This window comes from Microbispora sp. H10836, assembly GCF_012999525.1.
Lineage (GTDB): Bacteria > Actinomycetota > Actinomycetes > Streptosporangiales > Streptosporangiaceae > Microbispora.
In genome coordinates this window covers 68,230-89,782 of sequence record NZ_JABBWU010000029.1, presented here as the reverse complement: position 1 = coordinate 89,782, position 21,553 = coordinate 68,230, and the positions used below count along the sequence as shown (strand labels likewise).

The 21,553-nt window shown below is 71.1% G+C and carries 22 protein-coding genes; 9 read left to right on the top strand and 13 right to left on the bottom strand.

The genetic code is table 11. The features are described 5' to 3' along the window. Positions 1-25 precede the first annotated feature (25 nt). The 3 genes from HHX30_RS36490 to HHX30_RS36480 all read right to left on the bottom strand — a co-directional run bounded on the left by HHX30_RS36490 (position 26) and on the right by HHX30_RS36480 (position 1,904). Positions 26-325 carry a DUF2283 domain-containing protein gene (locus HHX30_RS36490; RefSeq protein ID WP_169988253.1) on the bottom strand — a complete coding sequence of 100 codons (300 nt, stop codon included), beginning with the start codon at positions 323-325 and terminating at the stop codon, positions 26-28. A 240-nt stretch (positions 326-565) separates the two neighbouring features. Then, positions 566-1,558 (bottom strand): hypothetical protein, encoded by a 993-nt coding sequence (locus tag HHX30_RS41005; RefSeq protein ID WP_211593228.1) that lies wholly within the window; start codon positions 1,556-1,558, stop codon positions 566-568. 19 nt (positions 1,559-1,577) lie between these two features. Beyond that, positions 1,578-1,904: a hypothetical protein gene (locus HHX30_RS36480; protein ID WP_169988251.1), complete on the bottom strand. Its 327-nt coding sequence runs from the start codon at positions 1,902-1,904 to the stop codon at positions 1,578-1,580. An 81-nt stretch (positions 1,905-1,985) separates the two neighbouring features. Here HHX30_RS36480 and HHX30_RS36475 point away from each other — a divergent pair, with 81 nt between their 5' ends. Both HHX30_RS36475 and HHX30_RS36470 read left to right on the top strand, forming a co-directional pair. Further along, the gene (locus HHX30_RS36475) at positions 1,986-2,375 is read left to right on the top strand and encodes a YbaB/EbfC family nucleoid-associated protein (protein WP_169988250.1); all 390 of its coding nucleotides are present in this window, start codon (positions 1,986-1,988) and stop codon (positions 2,373-2,375) included. A gap of 41 nt (positions 2,376-2,416) precedes the next feature. Continuing rightward, a complete protein-coding gene (locus tag HHX30_RS36470; RefSeq protein WP_169988248.1) occupies positions 2,417-2,782 on the top strand; it encodes a YbaB/EbfC family nucleoid-associated protein in 366 nt (121 codons plus the stop codon). Between the two features lie 13 nt (positions 2,783-2,795). On the opposite strand, the gene HHX30_RS36465 is transcribed toward HHX30_RS36470, so the two are convergent. Continuing rightward, positions 2,796-3,554: an SDR family oxidoreductase gene (locus tag HHX30_RS36465; RefSeq protein WP_169988246.1), complete on the bottom strand. Its 759-nt coding sequence runs from the start codon at positions 3,552-3,554 to the stop codon at positions 2,796-2,798. Between the two features lie 66 nt (positions 3,555-3,620). Between HHX30_RS36465 and HHX30_RS36460 the strand changes: the two genes are divergently transcribed. From HHX30_RS36460 to HHX30_RS36435, 6 genes are all read left to right on the top strand, one after another. After that, positions 3,621-4,196, top strand: coding sequence for a TetR/AcrR family transcriptional regulator (locus tag HHX30_RS36460; protein WP_169988244.1), 576 nt, complete (start codon positions 3,621-3,623; stop codon positions 4,194-4,196). A 10-nt stretch (positions 4,197-4,206) separates the two neighbouring features. Beyond that, positions 4,207-4,848 carry a B3/4 domain-containing protein gene (locus HHX30_RS36455; protein WP_169988242.1) on the top strand — a complete coding sequence of 214 codons (642 nt, stop codon included), beginning with the start codon at positions 4,207-4,209 and terminating at the stop codon, positions 4,846-4,848. A gap of 197 nt (positions 4,849-5,045) precedes the next feature. Continuing rightward, entirely contained in the window at positions 5,046-8,735 is a 3,690-nt protein-coding gene (locus HHX30_RS36450; protein ID WP_169988240.1) for a multifunctional oxoglutarate decarboxylase/oxoglutarate dehydrogenase thiamine pyrophosphate-binding subunit/dihydrolipoyllysine-residue succinyltransferase subunit, read from the top strand. 84 nt (positions 8,736-8,819) lie between these two features. Continuing rightward, complete coding sequence (locus HHX30_RS36445) at positions 8,820-8,996, top strand: DUF6104 family protein (protein WP_167769298.1); 177 nt, start codon at positions 8,820-8,822, stop codon at positions 8,994-8,996. Positions 8,997-9,154: 158 nt separating this feature from the next. Beyond that, positions 9,155-9,976, top strand: coding sequence for a DUF4097 family beta strand repeat-containing protein (locus tag HHX30_RS36440; protein WP_169988238.1), 822 nt, complete (start codon positions 9,155-9,157; stop codon positions 9,974-9,976). Then, a complete protein-coding gene (locus HHX30_RS36435) occupies positions 9,973-10,713 on the top strand; it encodes a helix-turn-helix transcriptional regulator (RefSeq protein WP_169988237.1) in 741 nt (246 codons plus the stop codon). The genes HHX30_RS36440 and HHX30_RS36435 overlap by 4 nt, the downstream gene beginning before the upstream one ends. 63 nt (positions 10,714-10,776) lie before the next feature. Here the strand turns inward: HHX30_RS36435 and HHX30_RS36430 are convergent, their stop codons facing one another. The 6 genes from HHX30_RS36430 to HHX30_RS36405 form a co-directional block, all read right to left on the bottom strand. Continuing rightward, entirely contained in the window at positions 10,777-11,739 is a 963-nt protein-coding gene (locus tag HHX30_RS36430) for a zinc-binding dehydrogenase (protein WP_169988235.1), read from the bottom strand. Positions 11,740-11,849: 110 nt separating this feature from the next. Next, the gene (locus HHX30_RS36425) at positions 11,850-12,764 is read right to left on the bottom strand and encodes a glycosyltransferase (RefSeq protein ID WP_169988233.1); all 915 of its coding nucleotides are present in this window, start codon (positions 12,762-12,764) and stop codon (positions 11,850-11,852) included. 14 nt (positions 12,765-12,778) lie between these two features. Next, a complete protein-coding gene (locus HHX30_RS36420; protein WP_169988231.1) occupies positions 12,779-13,528 on the bottom strand; it encodes a hypothetical protein in 750 nt (249 codons plus the stop codon). A 13-nt stretch (positions 13,529-13,541) separates the two neighbouring features. Next, entirely contained in the window at positions 13,542-14,309 is a 768-nt protein-coding gene (locus HHX30_RS36415) for a hypothetical protein (protein WP_169988230.1), read from the bottom strand. Between the two features lie 31 nt (positions 14,310-14,340). Beyond that, positions 14,341-14,994 carry a 2OG-Fe(II) oxygenase gene (locus tag HHX30_RS36410; protein WP_169988228.1) on the bottom strand — a complete coding sequence of 218 codons (654 nt, stop codon included), beginning with the start codon at positions 14,992-14,994 and terminating at the stop codon, positions 14,341-14,343. A 468-nt stretch (positions 14,995-15,462) separates the two neighbouring features. After that, positions 15,463-16,371, bottom strand: a complete 909-nt coding sequence (locus HHX30_RS36405) for an AfsR/SARP family transcriptional regulator (RefSeq protein ID WP_169988226.1) — start codon at positions 16,369-16,371, stop codon at positions 15,463-15,465. A 308-nt stretch (positions 16,372-16,679) separates the two neighbouring features. Between HHX30_RS36405 and HHX30_RS36400 the strand changes: the two genes are divergently transcribed. Then, entirely contained in the window at positions 16,680-17,351 is a 672-nt protein-coding gene (locus HHX30_RS36400; protein WP_169988224.1) for a TetR/AcrR family transcriptional regulator, read from the top strand. Positions 17,352-17,382: 31 nt separating this feature from the next. Here the strand turns inward: HHX30_RS36400 and HHX30_RS36395 are convergent, their stop codons facing one another. From HHX30_RS36395 to HHX30_RS36385, 3 genes are all read right to left on the bottom strand, one after another. Continuing rightward, the gene (locus HHX30_RS36395) at positions 17,383-18,837 is read right to left on the bottom strand and encodes an MFS transporter (protein WP_211593225.1); all 1,455 of its coding nucleotides are present in this window, start codon (positions 18,835-18,837) and stop codon (positions 17,383-17,385) included. A 242-nt stretch (positions 18,838-19,079) separates the two neighbouring features. Then, complete coding sequence (locus tag HHX30_RS36390) at positions 19,080-19,793, bottom strand: SGNH/GDSL hydrolase family protein (protein ID WP_169988222.1); 714 nt, start codon at positions 19,791-19,793, stop codon at positions 19,080-19,082. A gap of 82 nt (positions 19,794-19,875) precedes the next feature. After that, positions 19,876-21,438, bottom strand: coding sequence for an NAD(P)/FAD-dependent oxidoreductase (locus HHX30_RS36385; RefSeq protein WP_169988220.1), 1,563 nt, complete (start codon positions 21,436-21,438; stop codon positions 19,876-19,878). Positions 21,439-21,553: the final 115 nt, after the last annotated feature.

Below are 21,553 nucleotides of genomic sequence, written 5' to 3'. Positions count from 1 at the left end.
GCCGGTTCCATGTCATCGGGGAGGCTCAGCGCAGATGCGGCTCGTAGGGCGGCAGGGCGACGCCGCCGCCCTGCCCGCCCTCGTCTCCTTCGTCCCCGTCGTCCGCTTCGTCGTCGGCCTGGGCGAGGACCTCCGGCCGCAGGATGCGCGACGCACCGAGAACCTCGATGCCCAGGAGGCGCCCCTCCCGGTCCAGGTCCAGCACGATCTCCCCGCGCAGTTCGTCGTCCTCGACCTCGATCTGGGTGACCGCCTCTCCCTCGCCGATCTCGTCGACCAGGTAGATGTAGGCGACGTTGTTCTCTCTGTCGTGATCGACGCGCACGTCAGACCTCCCACCCTCGCCCGGCGGCTAGGTCGTGTCTGACGAATCATGGCCCTGCTGCGCGCGGCCCAGGCGGCGCCTCGCTGCGTTGCCCCACCCACGAAAATTCCTCGCAGGCTCGGAATTTCCGCGGGGCCCGGGGTCGTCGTCGCCGATAACGCTGTTATCGGCTCCTCCTCCGCCTTGCGATGCATCCACCTGTATCCCGGCTCGCGACGGGCAGCATTCGTCAGATACTCCCTAGTTCCTTCTCTTCTTCTTGCGGATGACCGTGATCACGTTACCGGTCCTGTCGTTCACGACGACCTTCAGCTTGTCCGTCTCGTAGACGGAGGTGCCGGGATCGTGGCCGCGGCTCCTCCGGCCGTTCGCCTTGACCTCGTCGATCATGTCGTCGCTGAAGCCACGCTGGAACTGCCGGTCCCGGGCGACATGAGCGGTCTTGCCGTCCTCGTTCGGGCGGGCGACGCCGCCCCCGCCTCCGCCCCCGCCTCCTCCGCCACCGCCGCCGCCACGGCGCCCGCCCCCGCCGCGGCGCCCGTTGCCGCCGCTCCTGGCGTTCTTGTTGCTGCGCCCCATGAGTGCCAGGCCGTCGTGCGGGGACCGGCCGGACGCTCGGGGGCCCACCGTGCCCCGGGCCGGGATGCGGTGACCCGCGCCGGCGAACGCGGGGACCGGCCCGCCGCCCGGGCGGCGCAGGCCTTCGAGGATCCGGCGGAACTGCTCGGTGACCCGGCGGTCGAGCGCGGGGGCCAGCACCCGTCCGGCGCCCTCGGCGCCCTCCCGCTGGATCTTCCCGATGGCGGCGCGGGAGCGGAACATCTCCGCCGCGGCCAGGGCCGCGCCGAGCGGACCGCCCGCCAGGTACGCCCTGGCCACCCGCACGGTCGTGTAGACGGCGGTCGAGGCCACCGCGACCTTCACGCCGGTCGTCAGCCAGGCCGCGTTGTCGAGCACGGGCGGGGCCCATCGCGCGGCGGCGGCCGCCCGGCTCAGGTGTCCGCCCTCGCCGCCCGTCTCGCTCCAGTAGCCGGCCAGCGCCGTCGCCGACCTGCCGCGGTAGACCTCGCCCGTCCCCGCGATCGTCGCGTTCGCCGCCGTACCGGACCGATCGGTGCCCGCGAGCACGGTCCGCCACGCGTCGGCGTCCTTGCGGATCTCGTCCTCGTCGACGTTCGGCCAGGGCACGCCGAGCAGGCTCAGCATCATCTCCACCTGCGGGGGAACCGTCACACCCACCGTCGGGCCCCCGTCACGCCCACTGCTCGCCGTACAGGTCGCGGGACCGCGACAGGCTCGCGCCCTCGGCCTCGCCGACGCGGGCGCTGACCCTGCCCAGCCCGTCGCCGGTGTCGCCCATCGCCGCGGACAGGCCGGTCAGCGCCTCCACCCCCAGGAGCGTGCACTCGGCGTACGGCCCGGCCAGCATGCCGAGCAGGCCGTCGTCCTGCCACGCAGCGCCGCCGAGCCCGCGTTCCCTGAGCCGGCTCAGCGCGGCGGCGTAGTCCTCACCGTGCACCTGCATCCGGGAGGCGTCCTGCCTCATCCGGTCGTGGATGATCTCCAGTCCCGACTCCATGCCGCAGACTCAACTCCCCCACTTCCCGTTTCGTACGGATCACAGTAAACACTGATCTACCTTTCGATAGCCTTCTTTCTCATGACGACCCCCTCCCCCGACGGCGACGCCGAGTTGCTGGAGCGCGTGCTGCTGGAGGGCCGGACGATGATGCGGCGGCTGCAGGACGCGCGGGCCCTGGTCCGCGACGTGACGGGACGGGCGGAAAGCCCCGACCGGACGATGAAAGCGGTGGCCGACGGCCGGGGCGAGATCGTGGAGCTGCACTTCGACCCGCGCGTCATGCGGCTCGACCGCGAGGCCCTCGGCCGGCAGGTGACGGCCGTGCTGCGCGCGGCCCAGCGGGACGCCGAGGCCAGGACCCGGGAGATCATGGACGCCGCCCTCGCCGAGACCGCGGACGTCCCCGCGCCGCTGGACGAGAGGTTCGTCCGCGACCGCGTGGAGCGGATCGCCCGCGACCTGCTGTGACCCTTCACGACCCGACTGGAGGCCCCGTGTACGGCTCTCGCATGAACCCGGCCGACATCCGCGAGGAGGATCTCGCCCGGGCCGAGGAGCAGGCGGAGCGAGTCCACGCCTGGGCCGAGCGGGCGCGGGCCGACCTCGAAGAGATCACCGGCACGGGCGAGGCGGCCTCCGGTCAGGTGACGGCCACCGTGTCGGCGGAGGGCCTGGTGCTGGACGTGGCGTTCGGGCCGCGCGCGACGCGCCTGGACAGCCGGACGCTGGCGGAGGAGGTCCGCACCGCCGTCTCCCGGGCGCGGCTCGACGCCGCGCGCCGGACCCGGGAGCTGATCCGCGACGGCCTTCCCGGGTTCGACCCCGACGAGGCCGCCGCCCAGTTCGAGCGGCTGCTCGACGTCCCCTGGGACTGAGGGCCCGAAGGCGTCACAGGTCGCTGCCGCCGGTGGCGTCCACGGTGGCGCCGGTGACCCAGCCCGCGTCGTCGGAGGCGAGGAACGCGACCACCCCGGCCACGTCCCGCGGGGTGCCCACCCGGCCCAGCGCCGCCCGGCCGGCCGACGCCGCCCAGGCCGCCTCGTCGCCGCGCAGCCAGTCCGCGTTCGTGTCGGTGTCGACGATCCCCGGCGCCACGTTGTTGACCGTGATCCCCCGGGGCCCGAGATGCTTGGCCAGCGCCAGTGTGAAGGTCTCCAGCGCGCCCTTGGTCATCGCGTACGCGATCGCCTCGGGGAACGCGATCCGGGTCACCCCCGAGGTGACGGTCACGATCCGCCCGCCGTCGGGGATGCGCGGCAGCGCCCGGCGCGTGACGAAGAGGGCCGCCCGCGTGTTGACGGCGAACGCCCTGTCGTAATCCTCCGGCGTGATCTCTTCGATCGTTCCCCGCACGGTGATCCCCGTGTTGTTGACCAGGATGTCGATCGGCGCCTCCGGCCCCAGCTCCAGGTCCAGCCCGGCGAACAGCTCGTCCACGTCGCCCGGCACGCCCAGTTCGGCCCGCACCGCGAAGGCCCGGCCGCCCCGGGCCTCGATCGCCGCCACCGTGTCCTTCGCCGCCGCCTCGTCCCTGGCGTAGTTGACCGCCACCAGCGCCCCGTCGGCCGCCAGCCGCTCGGCGATCCCCCGTCCGATCCCCCTGCCCGCGCCCGTCACCAGCGCCGTCTTGCCATGCAGTGCAGCCATGTCCGCCTCTTTCTTTAGCGATCGCTACAAAATACACGACTGTAGCGATCGCTATAAAATCGGCGCATGGGAAGGGCCAGGGCGTTCGATCGGGACGTCGCACTGAACCGGGCGCTGGAGGAGTTCTGGCGGCACGGCTACGAAGCGACCTCGGTCGCGGGGCTGACGGCCGCGATGGGCATCAACCCGCCCAGCCTCTACGCCGCCTTCGGCGACAAGCGCCGGCTGTTCGCCGAGGCCGTGCGGCGCTACCAGGAGACCCACGGCGCGTTCGCCGGCCGGGCCCTGGCCGGGGAGCCGGCCGCGCGGGCGGCCGTCGAGCGCCTGCTCCGCGAGGCGGCGGAGGTCTACACCGATCCCGCGCACCCGCCCGGGTGCATGGTCATCTCCGCGGGGGTGAACACGAGCGACCCCGGCGTGATCGAGGAACTGCGGGCGCACCGCGAGGCCGGCAAGGCGGCGATCCGCCGCCGCGTCGAGCGGGACGTCGAGGCCGGCCTCCTCTCGCCCGAGACCGACGCCCCCGCGCTGGCGACGTTCTTCGCCGCCGTCATCCAGGGCATGTCCACCCAGGCCAGGGATGGCGCGAGCCGGGAGGACCTCCAGGCGGTGGCGACGCTCGCCATGCGGGCGTGGCCGTAGGCTGTCGGGCGTGATCGACGACATCTGGGTGGACGACGCCGTCACGGCGCTACGTCCGGACTTCGCCGTCCTGGTGATCTGCGCGTACGGCCTGCGCAACGGGCCGTCCGACGACCGCTCGCGGGCCTGGCTCGCCGACGCCGCCGCGGACGCCGTGCCGCTGGACGACCCCAGGATCGAGGCCTGGCGGACGGCCTACCGCGCCTTCGGCGCCAAGCCCCAGCGCACCCGGCCGTCGGTCGACGCGCTGGTCCGCCGGATGCCGCTCCCCGAGATCAACCTGGTGGTGGACGCCTACAACACCGTGTCCGTACGGCACGGCCTGCCGATCGGCGGCGAGGACCTGCGCCGCTACCAGGGCAGCGCGCGGCTGATGCGGGCCGCGGGCGACGAGCCGTCGGAGGAGGCGCTGGGCGACCCGGAGATCGGCGAGGTGGTGTGGCGCGACGACGCCGGGGTGACCTGCCGGCGGTGGAACTGGCGGCAGTGCGTCAGGACGAGGATCACCGAGGAGACGGTGGACGCGCTCTTCCTCCTGGAGCGACTCGAACCGCTCTCTCTGGACGCGTTGCGTGCGGCGGGCGACGACCTCACGGGTATGCTGTCCGATATAGCTCCCGATATCCGGATCGAGTCGCGGCTCATCGGCTGACCCAGTCGATGTGACCAGATGGTAAGGGACACCTCACCACCCAGACGGACTATCCGCGCGTGACCTGTTTTATCGATCCTGGGAGGATGGGCCGGGACCTGCGACCCGCCGGGGCGCACCTCGGTGTGCGAGGCGAGTAGCCTTGGACAGGTTCACCAAACATCAACGCCGATCTGCGGAAGAGGGCGATTTCCGCCGTGTCGTCTGAGTCGTCGCGGACAAACCCGCTGGCAAGCTTCGGGCAAAATGAGTGGCTTGTCGACGAGTTGTACCAAAAGTATCTCGAAGATCCCGAGTCTGTTGACCAGGCCTGGTGGCACTTCTTCGCTGACTACAACGGGACGGCCAAGCCCGCTCCGTCCAAGTCCGCAGGCGCCGCGAACGGTGCGACGGCGACGGCCGCGCCCGAGGCTCCAGCGCCGGTGACCCCGGCGCCGCAGACGGCCCCGCCGAAGCCCGCGCCGCAGGCCAAGCCCGAGGCGAAGGCGCCCGCGCCCGCCAAGCAGCAGGCCCCGGTGCCGGCCGGCGCGGTCGAGGAGAAGCTGCGCGGCGCCGCCGCGCGCACGGCCGCCAACATGGAGGCCTCGCTGGTCGTCCCCACGGCCACCAGCGTCCGCGCGGTCCCCGCGAAGCTGCTGATCGACAACCGCATCGTCATCAACAACCACCTGTCCCGCGGCCGCGGCGGCAAGATCTCCTTCACCCACCTCATCGGCTACGCGATCGTCCGGGCGCTCAAGTCCATGCCTGAGATGAACTACTCGTACGGCGAGGTGGACGGCAAGCCGGTCCTCGTCAAGCCGGAGCACGTCGGGCTCGGCCTCGCGATCGACGTGCAGAAGAGCGACGGCACCCGTCAGCTGCTGGTGCCCTCGATCAAGCACGCCGAGTCGATGGACTTCCGCCAGTTCTGGACCGCGTACGAGGAGATCGTGCGCAAGGCCCGCGGCGGCAAGCTGGGCGTGGAGGACTTCCAGGGCACCACGATCTCCCTGACGAACCCCGGCACGATCGGCACGGTCCATTCGGTGCCGCGGCTGATGCCCGGTCAGGGCACGATCATCGGCGTCGGCGCGATGGAGTATCCGGCGGAGTACCAGGGCGCCTCCGGGGAGACGCTGTCCCGCCTGGCCATCAGCAAGGTGATGACGCTCACCTCCACCTACGACCACCGGATCATCCAGGGCGCCCAGTCGGGTGACTTCCTGCGCCGCATCCACCAGCTCCTGCTCGGCGCCGAAGGTTTCTACGACGAGATCTTCGAGTCGCTGCGCATCCCGTACGAGCCGGTCCGCTGGGTGCAGGACATCTCGGCCACGCACGACGACGACGTGGCCAAGTCCGCCCGCGTGCTCGAGCTCATCCACGCCTACCGGGTCCGGGGCCACCTCATGGCCGACACCGACCCGCTGGAGTACCGCCAGCGCAAGCACCCCGACCTCGACATCCAGTCGCACGGGCTGACGCTATGGGACCTGGAGCGCGAGTTCCCGACGGGCGGCTTCGGCGGCAAGCCGCTGATGAAGCTGCGCGACATCCTCGGCGTGCTGCGCGACTCGTACGTCCGCACGGTCGGCATCGAGTACATGCACATCCAGAACCCCGAGGAGCGGGCCTGGATCCAGGCGCGGGTGGAGCGGCCGCACGCCAAGCCCGACCGCGAGGAGCAGCTGCACATCCTGCGCAGGCTCAACACCGCCGAGGCGTTCGAGACGTTCCTGCAGACCAAGTACGTCGGCCAGAAGCGGTTCTCGCTCGAGGGCGGCGAGTCGCTGATCCCGCTGCTCGACTCGGTCATCAGCGCGGCGGCCGAGGAGAACCTCGACGAGGTCGTCATCGGCATGGCCCACCGCGGCCGGCTCAACGTGCTCGCCAACATCGTGGGCAAGTCGTACGCCCAGGTCTTCGGCGAGTTCGAGGGCAACATCGACCCCCGCAGCGCGCACGGCTCCGGCGACGTGAAGTACCACCTCGGCGCGAGCGGCGACTTCGTGGCCCCGTGCGGCAACAAGATCAGCACGTCCGTGGTCGCGAACCCCTCGCACCTGGAGGCCGTCGACCCGGTCCTGGAAGGCGTGGTCCGGGCCAAGCAGGACCTGCTTGAGCGCGGCGAGGAGGGCTTCACCGTCCTGCCCGTGCTCGTCCACGGCGACGCGGCGTTCGCCGGTCAGGGCGTGGTCGCCGAGACCCTGCACCTGTCCCAGCTGCGCGGCTACCGCACCGGCGGCACCGTGCACATCGTGGTGAACAACCAGGTCGGCTTCACCACCTCCCCCGCGTCCTCGCGCTCCAGCGTGTACGCCACCGACGTCGCGCGCATGATCCAGGCGCCGATCTTCCACGTGAACGGCGACGACCCCGAGGCGGTCGTCCGCGTCGGTCTGCTCGCCTACGAGTACCGTCAGACGTTCCGCAAGGACGTCGTCATCGACATGATCTGCTACCGGCGGCGCGGTCACAACGAGGGCGACAACCCGGCCTTCACCCAGCCGCTGATGTACGACCTCATCGACGCCAAGCGCTCGACCCGCAAGCTGTACACCGAGGCCCTCATCGGCCGCGGGGACATCACGGTCGAGGAGGCCGAGCAGGCCCTGCGCGACTACCAGGAGCAGCTGGAGCGGGCCTTCACCGAGACCCGCGAGGCCGCCAAGAGGCCGCTGGAGCCCGGCGCGGTCGTGGTTCCCGAGCCCGACGAGCAGATCCCGTGGTCGCACGAGGACACCAAGACGGCGATCTCGGAGGAGGTCGTCAAGCGGGTCATCGACACCCAGCTCAACCTGCCCGAGGGCTTCACCGTCCACCCGCGCCTCGCCCCGGTGATCCAGCGCCGCGGCACCATGATCTCCGAGGACGCGATCGACTGGGCGACCGGTGAGCTGCTCGCGTTCGGCTCGCTGCTCATCGACGACCACCCGGTCCGCCTGGTGGGCCAGGACTCCCGCCGCGGCACCTTCGGCCAGCGCCACGCCGTGCTGGTCGACCGCGTGACCGGCGAGGAGCACACGCCGCTCAAGACGTTCAACCACGACACCACGAAGTTCTACGTGTACGACTCGCTGCTCAGCGAGTTCGCCGCGATGGGCTTCGAGTACGGCTACAGCGTGGTCCGCCCGGACGCCCTGGTCGCCTGGGAGGCGCAGTTCGGCGACTTCGCCAACGGCGCCCAGTCGATCATCGACGAGTTCATCTCGTCGGGCGAGCAGAAGTGGGGCCAGCGCTCCTCGGTCGTGCTGCTGCTGCCGCACGGCTACGAGGGTCAGGGACCGGACCACTCCTCCGGCCGGATCGAGCGCTACCTGCAGCTGTGCGCGCAGGACAACATGACGGTGGCGCAGCCGAGCACCCCCGCGAACTACTTCCACCTGCTGCGCTGGCAGGTGCTCTCGCAGCGGCGCAAGCCCCTCATCGTGTTCACGCCCAAGTCGCTGCTGCGGCTCAAGGCGGCGGCCTCGGCCACGTCCGAGTTCACCACCGGCGCCTTCCGCCCGGTCATCGGCGACTCGACGGTGGACCCGGCGGCGGTCCGGCGGATCGTGGTCTGCTCGGGCAGGATCTACTACGACCTGCTCGCGCGGCGCGAGAAGGACGGCAGGAACGACGTGGCGCTGGTGCGCCTGGAGCGCATCTACCCGTTCCCGGAGAACCCGCTCAAGGCCGAGCTGGGCCGCTACCCCGCCGACGCGGACCTCGTCTGGGCGCAGGACGAGCCCGTCAACATGGGCCCGTGGCCGTACCTGAGCCTGAAGATGGTGGAGAAGCCCGAGCTGCTCGGGGGCCGCACCTTCCGCCGGGTCTCGCGTACGCCGAACTCCTCGCCGGCCGTCGGCTCCCACGCCAAGCACGACGAGGAACTGCACGGCATCCTGGGCGAGATCTTCGGCTGACCGGAGGTTTCGTACGACTGAGGAGGTCCCCCACATCCGTGGGGGACCTCTCTCCATGAATCAGGCCATGTACTGGAGCGAGGTATGTACTTCACCGACAGGGGGATCGAGGAGCTCGTCGAGCGCCGCGGCGAGGAGGAGGTCAGCGTGGGCTGGCTCGCGGAGCGGCTGCGCGAGTTCGTGGACCTCAACCCCGAGTTCGAGGTGCCCGTGGAGCGGCTGGCCACCTGGCTCGCCCGCCTTGACGAGGACGACGACTGAGGGAGACGACGACTGACGAGGCCCGCTCCGCCCGGCCGGGGAGCCCGGCCAAACGCGATATGTCTTGACTTTTCGCGAACGAGATATATCTTGTTTGTGATGGTACGTCCGCGCGGTGTCCGCGGGGACGCAGGACTTCGCGTGGAAGGGCCCGAGCGATGCCCCAATACACGATCGACTCTCCCGGACGGCTCACGTTCGGAGAGGTCACCGCACTCAACGTACGCGTCGTGGCCGGCCGGCTGGCGGTGCTGGCCAGCGACGGCCCGCCGACACTCGAAGTGACGGAGGTGGACGGCGCGCCGCTCGTGGTGACTCACGACGACGACGGCCGCCTGACGGTCGCGTACAAGGACCTGACATGGGACGGCATCCTGGGGTGGCTGCGCCCGGGCCCGCGCAGGACCACGCTGACGCTCACCGTGCCGAGGACGTGTCCCGTCCAGGCCGGGGTCGTCTCCGCCTCCGCCGTCGTCGCGGGCATGGAGGGGATCACCGGCGTGAAGGCCGTGTCCGGGGACATCGTCCTCGACGGCGTCAGCGGCGAGGTGCAGGCCGAGACGGTCTCGGGCTCGGTGGAGAGCCGGGGGCTGGTGGGCGACCTGTCCTTCTCCAGCGTCTCCGGCGAGCTCACGGTCGCCGCCGGCCGGCCGCGGCGGCTGCGCGCGAACACGGTGTCCGGGCGCGTCACCGCGGACCTGGACCTGGAGCCCACCGGTCACGTCACGCTGCACAGCATGTCGGGCACGATCGTCGTACGGCTCCCGCAGGACGTGGACGCCGACGTGTCCGTCCACTCGACCTCGGGCAGGATCGACTCGGCCTTCCCCGAGCTGCGCGCCTCCGCGATGCCGGGAGCCCGCTCGCTCGACGGCCGGCTGGGCGGCGGCATGGCGTCCCTGTCGGCGACCACGGTGTCCGGCGCAGTCACCCTGCTGTGCGGCCAGCCCGCCGGCAGGCGAGCAGAGGAGAAGGCATGAGTCCTGTTTTCGGGCATGGCCGGTTGCGGTTGTACCTGTTGAAGTTGCTGGAGGAGAGCCCGCGGCACGGCTACGAGGTCATCCGGCTCCTGCAGGACCGTTTCCTCGGCGTCTACTCCCCCTCTCCCGGCACGATCTATCCCCGGCTGGCCCGGCTGGAGGACGAGGGCCTGGTCACCCACGAGGTCGTGGACGGCAAGAAGGTCTTCACCCTCACCGACAAGGGCCGGGCCGAGCTGAACGACCGGATGGACGAGCTGGCCGACCTCGAACAGGAGATCACCGCCTCGGTCCAGGACATCGCGCGCGAGGTCAAGGAGGACGTGCGGCAGACCGTGCGTTCCCTGCGCGAGGAGCTCACCCAGATGGCCAGGGACATCGGCCACGACAACCGCGACCAGCGGCGTGAGCAGAAGGAGGACTGGCGGCGGCAGCGCGACCACGCCAAGGAGGAGTGGCGCAGGCAGAAGGAGGAGTGGCGCCGCCACAAGCGCCAGTGGCAGGAGGAGAGCGAGCGCTGGCAGCACGAGTGGCGCCGCGTCTGGGAGGAGTCCTGGGGGTTCGGCGGCGGCCGGCAGGGCGGCCACGACGCCGAGCTCAGCCGGATGCTGGCCGACTTCGTCGCCGACGTCCACCGGACCTCGGATGCCGGCGTGCCGGACGAGCGCGCCCTGGCCGAGTGCCGGGCCGCCCTCGACGAGGCCGCCGAGCGCATCCGCCGGGCCCTGCACCCCTGACGTCCCCTACGACGCGGCGGGAGGGCGGCGACGAGAGCGCCGCCCACCCCGCGCGGGCCCCCGTCAGAGCGTGAAGACCACCTTGCCGAAGACCTCGCCGCGATGCATGGCGGCGAACCCCTCCTCCGCCTCGGTCAGCGGCAGCACCCGGTCGATCGCCGGCCGGACGCCCGTCTGCTCCAGGAACACCGCGAGCCGCCCGAGCTGCCCGCGCGTGCCCATCGTGGACCCGATGATCGACTTCTGCAGGAAGTAGACCTGCGCGAGCTGCGTCGCGGCGACCATGCCGCTCGTCGCGCCGCAGGTGACGATCCGGCCGCCCGGGCGCAGGGAGCTCAGCGAGTGCTTCCAGGTGGCCTCGCCGACCGTCTCCATGACGGCGTCCACCCGCTCGGGCAGCCGGGCGCCCGTCTCGAAGACCCGGTCGGCGCCGAGCGCGAGGGCCCGTTCCCGCTTGTCCTGCGAGCGGCTGGTCGCCCAGACGCGGAAGCCGCCGGCCCGGCCGAGCGCGATCAGCGCGGTCGCCACGCCGCCACCGGCGCCCTGGACCAGGATGGTCGAGCCCGGCTCCAGCCCTGCCTTGTCGAAGAGCATGCGGTAGGCCGTCAGCCAGGCCGTGGGCAGGCAGGCGGCCTCCTCGAAGGTGATCGCCGCGGGCTTGGGCACCAGGTTGCGGCGGGGCACCGCGACCTTCTCGGCGAACGTCCCGTCGTACTTCTCCGACAGCAGCGAACGCGCCGGGTCGAGGGTCTCGTCCCCGTCGACCGGAGTGCCGATCACGGAATGGACGATGACCTCGTTGCCGTCCTCGTCCACACCCGCCGCGTCGCAGCCGAGCACGATCGGCAGCCGGTCCTGGCTGATCCCCACCCCCTTGAGGGTCCACAGGTCGTGATGGTTGAGCGCGGCGGCCCGGACCGTGACGGTCGTCCATCCTTCCGGTACGGCCGGCTCGGGGTGCTCCCCGAGCGTCAGGCCCTTGAGCGGGTCGTCCGGATCGGTCTGAGTGACGGTGACGGCGAACATGCCAGAACATTACTCCGGCCATCGCGCCGGGCCCGGTACGGCCCCGCGCGGCTCGCCGCCGGCGCCTGTGACGCCCGGGAGAACCGCGGAGGCCGCTTCGAGGCAGCCTGTCACCACGCGGTCCATCCGTCGGCCCTCGGAGCTTCATTCGGGCAGGCCTGTGCCGGGAAGGCCGCCGGGGCCCACGTGTCGAGGTAGGAGACGACCTGCCGGACCTCCGCCACGGCGAGCCGCGACGCCGCCTCCGCCCACCGCTCGGCGAGGACGTCCGCGACGGCCCTGTTGAACGACGAGAAACGGGCGCAGGCGAGCACGGTCACGCGCAGGCGCTCGCCCGTCAGGTGCAGCAGGGCCGTACGCAGGACGTTGCGCAGCCACGACGCGTGGTCGGGGCGATACGGCGGCGCCGCGCGGAACCGGTGAGCGACCTGCGAGGCCGGGACTCCGAGCAGGGGACGGCCCGCGCGCCACCACCGCAGGCTGATCTCGACGTCCTCCACGCCGAAGCCGGTGAAGGGGGCGAACCCGCCGGCGTCGGCGAACGTCCTCCGGTTCACCGCCAGGCAGCCTCCGGGGACCACGCCGACGGGCACGTGGGCGCACGCCGTGTCCGGGACGCGCTGCCACCGGTAGGTGAACAGCGCGTCCACGATACGGGCGCCGCACCCGACGTAATCCGGCTGCTCCGCGTCCCGTACGGCGGGCCCGGCGACAGCCTCGGGTTCCTCGTCGAGGACGTCGAGAAGCGGGTCCAGCCAGCCGTCCGCCACACCGCAGTGGGCGTCGAGGAACACCAGCGCCGGCTGCGAGGCGACCCGCGCTCCGTGGTTCCTCGCGGCCGCGATGCCGCGGTGCGCCTGGCGCACGAGCGTGACGTGGTCCGGCCAGTCCCGCTCGGCGCTCCCGTCGGTGCTCCCGTCGTCGACCACGACGATCTCGCGCGGCCGCGGGACGGCGTGCGAGACGGAGCGCACCGTCGCGGCGAGCGCCTCTCCCTCCTGGTAGGTGGAGATGACGACCGACACCGGCGCCGTCCTCGTCACGGCAGGCCCGCGAGCGCCTGCTCGGCCAGCGCCCCGGGAAGGCGGTGGGCGGCCGAGGCCGGGGTCTCGGCCCGGCTCCAGAAGGTCAGGCATTCGGGGAGGGGATCCGCGTCGCGCACGTCCACCCAGGCGTACCGCTCGGGTTCGAACAGCAGGGCGTGGCCGCGGAGCAGCGCGGCCTCACTGAACCTCCCGGCCCCCGCGCGCCGGGCGTACTCGGCGATGGGGACGCCGTGCGCGACGAGGCTGTGCTCCCGCACCGCGCCGTAGACGTGACGTGGTACGGCGAGCGGCAACGGCGTCGCCAGATCGCAGTGCACGGGACGCCCGTAGAACGCGGCGGGCGATCGCCGCCACCCGTCGCGAGGCGGCCTGCGGTCGCCGCCAGAGAACGCCATCCACGGCCTTCCCTCCTTCCAGAGCCGCTCGCGCAGGTCGCACGGCTGGACGAACACCTGATCGGAGTCGAGATGCACGATCAGGTCGGCGTCGGTCAGCAGGTCGGCGTGCAGCTTGGTGAGCTGCTGGCCCAGGTAGTCGTCGTCGCCGCCGGGACAGAGACGAAGACGCACGCCGGGGGCGTCGCGCAGCGGCGCGGTGTCCATCCGGGACGCGCTCGTCTCGGGTATCACCACGACCACGTTCCGTTGGCCCGTCACGAACAGTTCGACCGACCGCAGCGCGAGGGCGAGCCAGTGCCTGTCGCGGTGATAGGACCGGATGACGATGTCGATGGAGGCCGCCACGACGGGACGACGCCTACTTCGGAATGACGATCACGGGGTCGATCGGGTCGGCGCCCGGCCCGGCCGTCCCGGTGATGCCGCCGGGGGGAAGCGCCGCCCAGTCGATGAATCCGGGGAACACCTCGGCCCACTGCGGCTTGTCCGCCCAGTAGTTCTTGACCCCTTCGGACAGCGAGAACTGGAACGCGGCGAGCTTGGTGATCAGCGCGTGCTCCAGGTTGAGCGCGAGGACGTCGCCCAGCCGGGCATCGGCCAGCCCCAGGCGCCCGAGGACCTCGGCGGGTCGTGCGGCGTACGCGGTGAACTCGGCCTGGCCGGTGACCACCCGCGCCTCACGCGGCTCGAACCCGACGCTCGCCAGTTCCCCGGCGACGAGCTGGGAGCGCTGGTTGACGAACACCGCGAGCCACTCGATCTCCTGCGCCCCGAGGTCCTCCAGGAGGATCTTGAGCAGCGCGGCGGAGAGCCCGATGTTCGTGCGGTGCTGCGGTGTGAGGGCGACCGGCGTCAGCAGCGCCTGACCGTCGTCGCTGACCACCGCGAGCGCCAGCCCGCGCAGCGCCCGCGCGCCGACCCCGGCCGGCGGCCAGGGGCGCTCCTCGTACGCGACGGCCGTCCGGGTTCGGGACGAGGCGGCCAGCGGGACGAACACCTCCTCGAGGAGACGGCCGAGCCCGCATGCGCTCAGGAACCCGGCCAGCTCCGGACGGTAGGCACCGAGGAGATCGTCCGTCACCCGGACTTCGAGACACTCGTTGACGTCGTCGTGCAGGTTCCGCATCGCTTGACCCTCCTGTCGGTCCGTGTGGACTTCACCCGTCGTGCCCGGCGGGCTCCGTCCCGGCGGGGGCGAAGGTCCAGGCGATGGCCGAGTATCTGGTTCCGGCTCTGACCGGACGCACCTCGTGCAACAGGCCGGCCTCGAAGATCACCAACGACCCGGCCGCCGGCTGGACGGGGCGGGCCTCCATGACGCCGTCGCTCCCCGGCACGTGCAGGATCAACGCGCCGCCGTCGAAGACCGGCAACCCGCCGTCGGGGTCCGCGTCGTTGAGCGCGCACACCATGGTCAGGCGCCGAGTCCGTACGGCGGCCGGGTCACGCGCGTCTCCGGAACGGTCGCGGTGGGCGCGGAAGTACTCGCCCTGCCCGTAGCTGCAGAACTTGGGGCCGTCGAGCCTGATCTCCTCCACCGCGCCGGCGTGCGCCTCGCGGGCGGCCCCGACCATGGCCGCCACGACGAGGCGGGCCTCCCCGGCGTCGAGTGAGTGCTCCCGGCAGCGGCGCAAGCGGAGGTCGACCACGTCGGCGCTCCTCCTGAGCACGCTTCCCGGATGACCGGTCGCATCCGCCATGCGGTGGACGACCGCCCGGCATTCCGCTCGTGACAGCGCTCCCTCCAGGACCCGCACGAGCGGCTCGCCCGTGCCCGCAGGCGTTTCGCCGGCGTGCCGCCGATGCCGCATGGCCGCCTCCTCCCGGCTCCGTCGCGCACGTCCGCGTGTACGGGACGGCCCGCGGGCACCCGGATGCCCGCCCTCGCCGTTACCGGCGCCGACAGCGGCTGATCAGACGGAATGAGCAATTGGAATCGGACTGTCCCCGACGATATCCCTCCTCCGCCGTCGCAGGCCAGGACATCGCGCCATGGCGGTGACATAGTGGCGATAAAACGGTGGCGCGACGGTGACGTCCGGTCTCGGCGAAAGCCCGGCGGCCGCCCGCAGGGAAATCCGCCGCCACAGACGGGCATATCGGGAAAACAGTGACAAGGGCAGAAATCGGCAGGCGGCCTGCTCATCCGGAAAACGACGAATCATGTATCGCGGTCGCCGCCCGCCCTTCCGGCTTTCGTCAGGAGACACCGCCCGGGCGCGGGCTTGCCTGCCGCAGGAGCGGCCGGTCGCAGTGGTCCCGCCGCTTCCCGTCGGGGGTCATCGGCCCGCACCGAGTGCGGCCCACCGGTCCGCGGGCCTGTCCGGCCGGGCCGGACCCGTGGGGCGGGGCGCCTTCCTTGTGGCGCGTCCGGCGTGGGGCGTCGGCTCCCCGTGGTCGGCCGCGCCTCGCCGGCTCTCGGCGGGGAGCGCCAGGCCCGGGCCGAGGGTCGCCAGATCCTCGGTGGCGAGACGGAGTTCGCTGCCCGGCCCGACGCCCAGTTCGTCGCTCAGCACCTTCTCGGCGTTCTTGTAGGCCTCGATCGCCTCGGCGTACCGGCCCATCCGGCACAGCGCGCGTATGTGCCGGGCGTGCATCATCTCGTTCAGCGGATTCTCGGCGATGAACTTCCTGGCGTTCAGCACCACCTGCTGGTTGCTGCCGAGACAGAGCCACGCGTCGATCAGCGTCTCCCGCGCGACCGCGCGCCAGTTGTCGAGTTCGTTGGCCGCGGCGGCACCCAGCCGGCCGTCGAGGGCGTCGAGCATGGCATCGCCGCGCCACAGGCAGAGCGCGTCCTTGAGGATGCTCGCGACCACCGAGGGAGTTCCCGGCGCCAGTTCCAGCGCGCGCTCGGTGAGATTGACGAACCGGTGCGCGTCCACCGTGCCCCGGTCCAGGTTGAGCCGGTAGTCGGAGCCGACCGTCTCGATCAGGTCGGATTCCCGGCCGTAGTGCCGCAGCCAGCGGCGGAGCCGGGCCAGATGCGCGTGCAGGGCGTTGACGGCGTCGTCGGTGGTGTTCATCAGGTCGAGTTCGTCGATGAGTTCGTCGCGCATCACCGTATGGCCGGCGCGGAACGCGAGAATGGCGAAAAGACTCCTCAGCTTCGCTCCGGTCGGTGCCGCCTCGCAATTGGAGAACCTGACTCGCAGTGGGCCGAGAATATCTATGCCAACGATCGCCACAGTTCACTTCCCCCTAGTGGAAAACAGGCTGTGCCACATAGTTGCCGCATCACCGGCGGAGGAACGGGACATCCTCCCCGGCGGCAGGTCAAGGCCTCTGGCGACGAGTAAAAGGTGGATCTCACCGAATTGTCATCGGCAGGAGTCTAACCAGAGGGAATCTCCAGGGGGGACCCGCACGTTCGAGCAGCTACCCGGTCGATCGAGTAGGTCGCGCTGAGGCCGGTCGGGGGAATGACGGCGGATCCGGGTCCTCGCGTTTGCCTGCGGCCGATCGGGGTGAGGACTTATGGTGTACGGTCGATCGTATGGGGAGTGCTGTGGATCCCGTCGCGCCGCACGATGACACGATCGCACCCGGTCAGGCTCTCCTGCGGGGAAAGACCGGGGTCACGGACAAACGCCTGCTGCGCGGTGCCAGGACACGCGAGCGCGTCCTGCGGCACGCGGTCGACCTGGCCTCGCTGGAGGGTCTCGAGAACGTCTCCTTCGGACGGCTCGCCACCGAGACCGGGCTCAGCAAGGCCGGCATCCAGACCCTCTTCAAGAGCAAGGAGACGCTCCAGCTCGCCACCATCGAGTACGCGCGCCGCCTGTTCATCGACGCGGTCATCCGGCCGACCCGGTCGGCGCAGCCGGGCGTCGCCCGGCTGCGCGCGCTGCTCGACCACTGGACCGAGTACGCCACGGCTCCGCTGTTCGCCGGCGGCTGTTTCCGGGCCGCTAACCTGGCGGACTTCGACAGCAGGCCGGGCCCGATCCGCGACGCGCTGTTCCGCGACCAGCAGGAGTGGGTCGCGACCATCGCGGGCGAGCTGGGGCACGCCGTCGCCGAGGGCGAGGTCTCCGGTCTGGACACCCAGCTCGCCGCCTTCCAGATCGACGCACTGCTGTGCGCCGCCAACACCGCCCTGCGCATGGGAGACGCCGGCGTGGTGGACAAGGTCTACCGTGCCGTGAACGGGATGCTGGGCCTCTGACCGGCCCTCCCGGGGAGGGCCGGTCATCGCCTCATCGGCCTGCCCTGGCCTGCTTGGGCAACAGGAAGATGAGGACGGCGGTCACCGCGGCGACCACGAACGTGCCCAGCGACGCCATCGCGAAGGCGTGCCCCGCGGCCTCCACCGGTCCGTCCGCCTGCGGGTGGAAGGAGTTGAAGAACACCGCGCCGATCACGGCGACGCCGAGCGCGCCGCCGACCTGCTGAGCCGTGGACAGCGACCCGGAGGCCATCCCGACCGACTCCGGCTTGATCCGGCTCAGCACGGTGTTCAGCAGGGGCGTGATGAGCAGCCCGCCGCCGACGCTCTGCAGCATGAGCGTGGGGATCACCAGCGCCGGGGTAAGCCGCGGGCCGAACAGCAGCACGAGCGTCGTCGTCAGGTATCCGAGGGCCAGGATGATCGCACCGACCTCGAGCACGCGCCGGCCGTACCTCGGCACGAGCCGGCCCGCCACCATGCTGAAGATGAAGAAGACGGTCGCGGCGGGCGTGTACACCAGCCCCGCGCCCAGCGCCGACATGCCGAGACCCTGCTGCATGGCGACCGACAGCGACAGGTAGTACGAGCTGAGCAGCGCGTACACGGCCAGGACCAGCACGATGCCCAGCGAGAACGAGCGCTGGGCGAACAGCGACAGCGTCATCAGCGGATCGCCGCCGCGGGCGGCCACGGCGCGCTCGACCACGACGAAGACCCCGAACGCGATCAGGCTCGCGGCGAAACACGCCCAGATCCACCACGGCCAGCCTTCCTCCCGCCCCTGGATCAGCGGGAAGACCGCCAGCAGCAGCGCGACGCTGAGCGCCAGCATTCCGGGGATGTCGAGCTTGCGAGCCGCCGGAGACCGCGACTCCGGGACGTACGCCAGGGCGAGCAGGAGCGTGACGACGCCGATCGGCACGTTGACCCAGAACACCGCCCGCCAGTCGGACCCGAAGATGTCGGCTCCGATCAGCAGGCCGCCGACGAGCTGGCCGCTGATCGTGGCCATGCCGATCACGACGCCCAGGACGCCGAAGACCCGGTGTCTTCCCTTCTCGGGGACCAGCACCGTGACGACGGCGAACACCTGGGGGACCATCAGGGCCGCGCCCACGCCCTGGACGACACGCGCGGCGATGAGCGTTCCCGGGCTCGGCGCCATCGCGCACGCGATGGAGGACAGCGTGAATATCCCCATGCCCAGGATGTAGATCCGCTTGCGGCCGAACAGGTCCGCCACGCGACCACCCGTGATCATCAGGGTCGCGTAGCTGAGCTGGTATGCGGCCAGGATCCATTGCAGGTCGCCGACGGAGGCGTTGAGATCGGCCGCGATCGACGGGGCCGCCACCACGACGATGAACGAGTCGAGGATCGCCATGAACATGCCGACCATGACGAGCGACATCGCACCCCAGGGGATCGCCGCCTCCTCCGTCGGCGCCGCGGGGGCGATCACCTGTTGCCGGTCCTTGGTCACATGACCTCCCTGTTCCTGCGCCTCTCGCACTGCGCCTGCCGTACGTGGGAATCCCCGCCGGCTCTCGGCACGACGGGACACGAAGAGAACAAGAAGAGCATACGCCCGTACGTATTTCTTCTTCAACGCTCTCGCGACGACGGGCCGGCGGCGAGAGCCGCCGGCCCGTGCGCGGAGGCGGGACCGAGAGGTGTGGCCGGTCAGGTGCGGCCGGTCAGGTGGGGTCTGTCAGGTGGGGTCTGTCAGGTGTGCCGGGGAGCGTCGTCGCCGGACCCGAGCCGGTCGCGGCCGAGGACGCCGGCCAGCGCCCTGACCATCTCCGCCGCCATCACCGCCTGCCCGGACGTGGAGAAGTGGATGCGGTCGGCGCTCAGCAGCGTGTCGCGGTCGTTGACCGGGTGGCTCCACATGTCGATGACGACGGCGCCGTACTCGGCGGCCAGGCGGCGGACCATGTCGTTCAGCGTGGTGACCCGGTCGTGCCAGTCAGGGAAGACCGGCACGACGAAGGCCCGGCCCAGGGTGAACGTGGTCAGCCGCGCGCCGGTCCCCGCCGCCAGGTCGTACATGCGCCGCAGCGTCGCCTCGATCTCGCCGAAGTCCGGCTGCCTGCGGATGATGTCGTTGGCCCCGCACGGCACGTGCAGGAGATCGGGCTTGAACTCGAGCATCCGCCCGGCCTGCTTGTCGAGCGTCTCGCCGGTGGTCGCCCCGATCTCCGCCGTGTTCAGGTACTCCAGGTCCGGCCGGACGCGCCGCAGGATGCCGGCGAGCCGGTCGGACCACCCCTGGTCGAGATAGCCCGGGCTGGGATCCCCGGTGCCGGCCGACAGGCTGTCCCCGATCACGGCGTATCGGCGCCAGGGGGCTCCGGACAGCATCCTGACGGCGTCCTCCGCCGTGACGCAGTAGGGGTCCGTCTCTTCGGTCAGACCGATGTGCGCGGTGGTATCCATTAAGAAAGAGTACGATCGACCGTATTTATGGGCAAGGGAAACGCGACGCCTCGGGCCCACGGCGGCGTGCCGGGCGTGCGCCTCACTGACCGCCGGTGGAGGACCCGGCCCGCGGGGGCGCGTCCACCCGCGGGGCGCCCTGGGCGTCCCGCCCGGCCCGTGAGCCGGACAGGATGAACGCCCGCGGGTCGGGGCGGCGGGTGGCCTTCCAGTACGACGTGCCGGTCCCCGGCCACGAATGCCGGTTGTGCCCGGTGTGGTCGAGGAACCAGCTGTGGCAGCCGCCGGTGTTCCAGACCGACCGGTTGAGCTTGCCGTGCAGCCAGGCGTTGAACCGGCGCTGGACCTCCGCGCGCACCTCCAGGCGGGTGGCCCGGCGCGCCTTCATCATGCGGAGGCACTCGACGATGTAGTGGAGCTGCGACTCGATGACGAACAGGATCGACTGCGCTCCGCCGCCGGAGTTGGGCCCCATGATCATGAACATGTTCGGCATCCCGGCGACGGTCATGCCCAGATAGGCGGTCATGCCGTCGCGCCACGCCTCCTGGATCGTGAGCCCGTCCCGGCCGGTGATCGGGATGTCGGCACACCTGTTGTGGGTGCGGAACCCGGTGCCGAGGATCACCACGTCCGCCTCCCGGACCTCACCGGACGCCGTCCTGACGCCCGTCTCGGTGAACTCGGCGACGCCGTCGGTGACCAGGTCCACGTCCGGGCGCAGCAGCGCGGGATAGTAGTCGTTCGACAACAGGATGCGCTTGCACCCGATCTTGTACCGGGGGGTGAGCTTGGCACGCAGTTCCGGATCGGGAACCTGCTTGTCCAGCATGCGCCGCGACGCCACCTCCAGGATCTTGACGAACCGCGGGTTGAGGAACGCCAGGACGGGGAGTTCGTGCGTCCAGTACGCGACGTTGCGGTAGAGCCACTGCGTGAACGGCAGCGTACGGAAGAGCCGGTGTTCCCAGGTCTTGAACGGCCGGTCGGCCTTGGGCAGCATCCAGTGCGCGTTGCGCTGGTAGACGTCGACGTGCGCCGCGATCCCCGCGATCTCCGGGATGAACTGCACGGCGCTCGCCCCGGTGCCGATCACCGCGACCCGCTTGCCCGCCAGTTCGACGGAGTCGTCCCACAGGGCCGAGTGGAAGATCGGGCCCTTGAAACGGGCCATGCCCGGGAAGTCCGGGATGTTCGGCAGGTGCAGCGCCCCGTGCGCCAGCACGACGATCCGCGGCCGGTACTCCTGGCCCGACCGGGTGCGGACCCGCCACCGGTCGTCGGCCTCGTCGAACTCGTACGACACCGCCTCGGTGCCGAACCTGATGAAGGGCTCCAGCTCGTGGTCCTTGGCGACGGTTCCGATGTAGTCGAGGATCTCCGGCTGCCGCGCGTACATCCTGGACCACTTGCGGCTGGGGGCGAAGGAGTAGGAGTACATGACGCTCGCCACGTCGCACGCGCAGCCCGGATAGGTGTTCTCGCGCCACGTCCCGCCGACGCCGTCGGCCTTCTCCAGCACGACGAAGTCGGACATGCCGGCTCGGAGCAGTTCGATCGCCATGCCCAGCCCGGCCATTCCGGCCCCCACTATCAGGACGTCCGGCGTCTCGGCCGATCCCGTCTCCGCTGGCGTGAATCCCATGGGACCTCTCCTCACCTGCCCGGTCGTCGACGGCGAAGGTCCGGGGCACCGGACATCGCGGCCGTTGCGGCACCCATGGTCCACAAGCCCCCTGAAACACCGCTGTCCGTCGGCG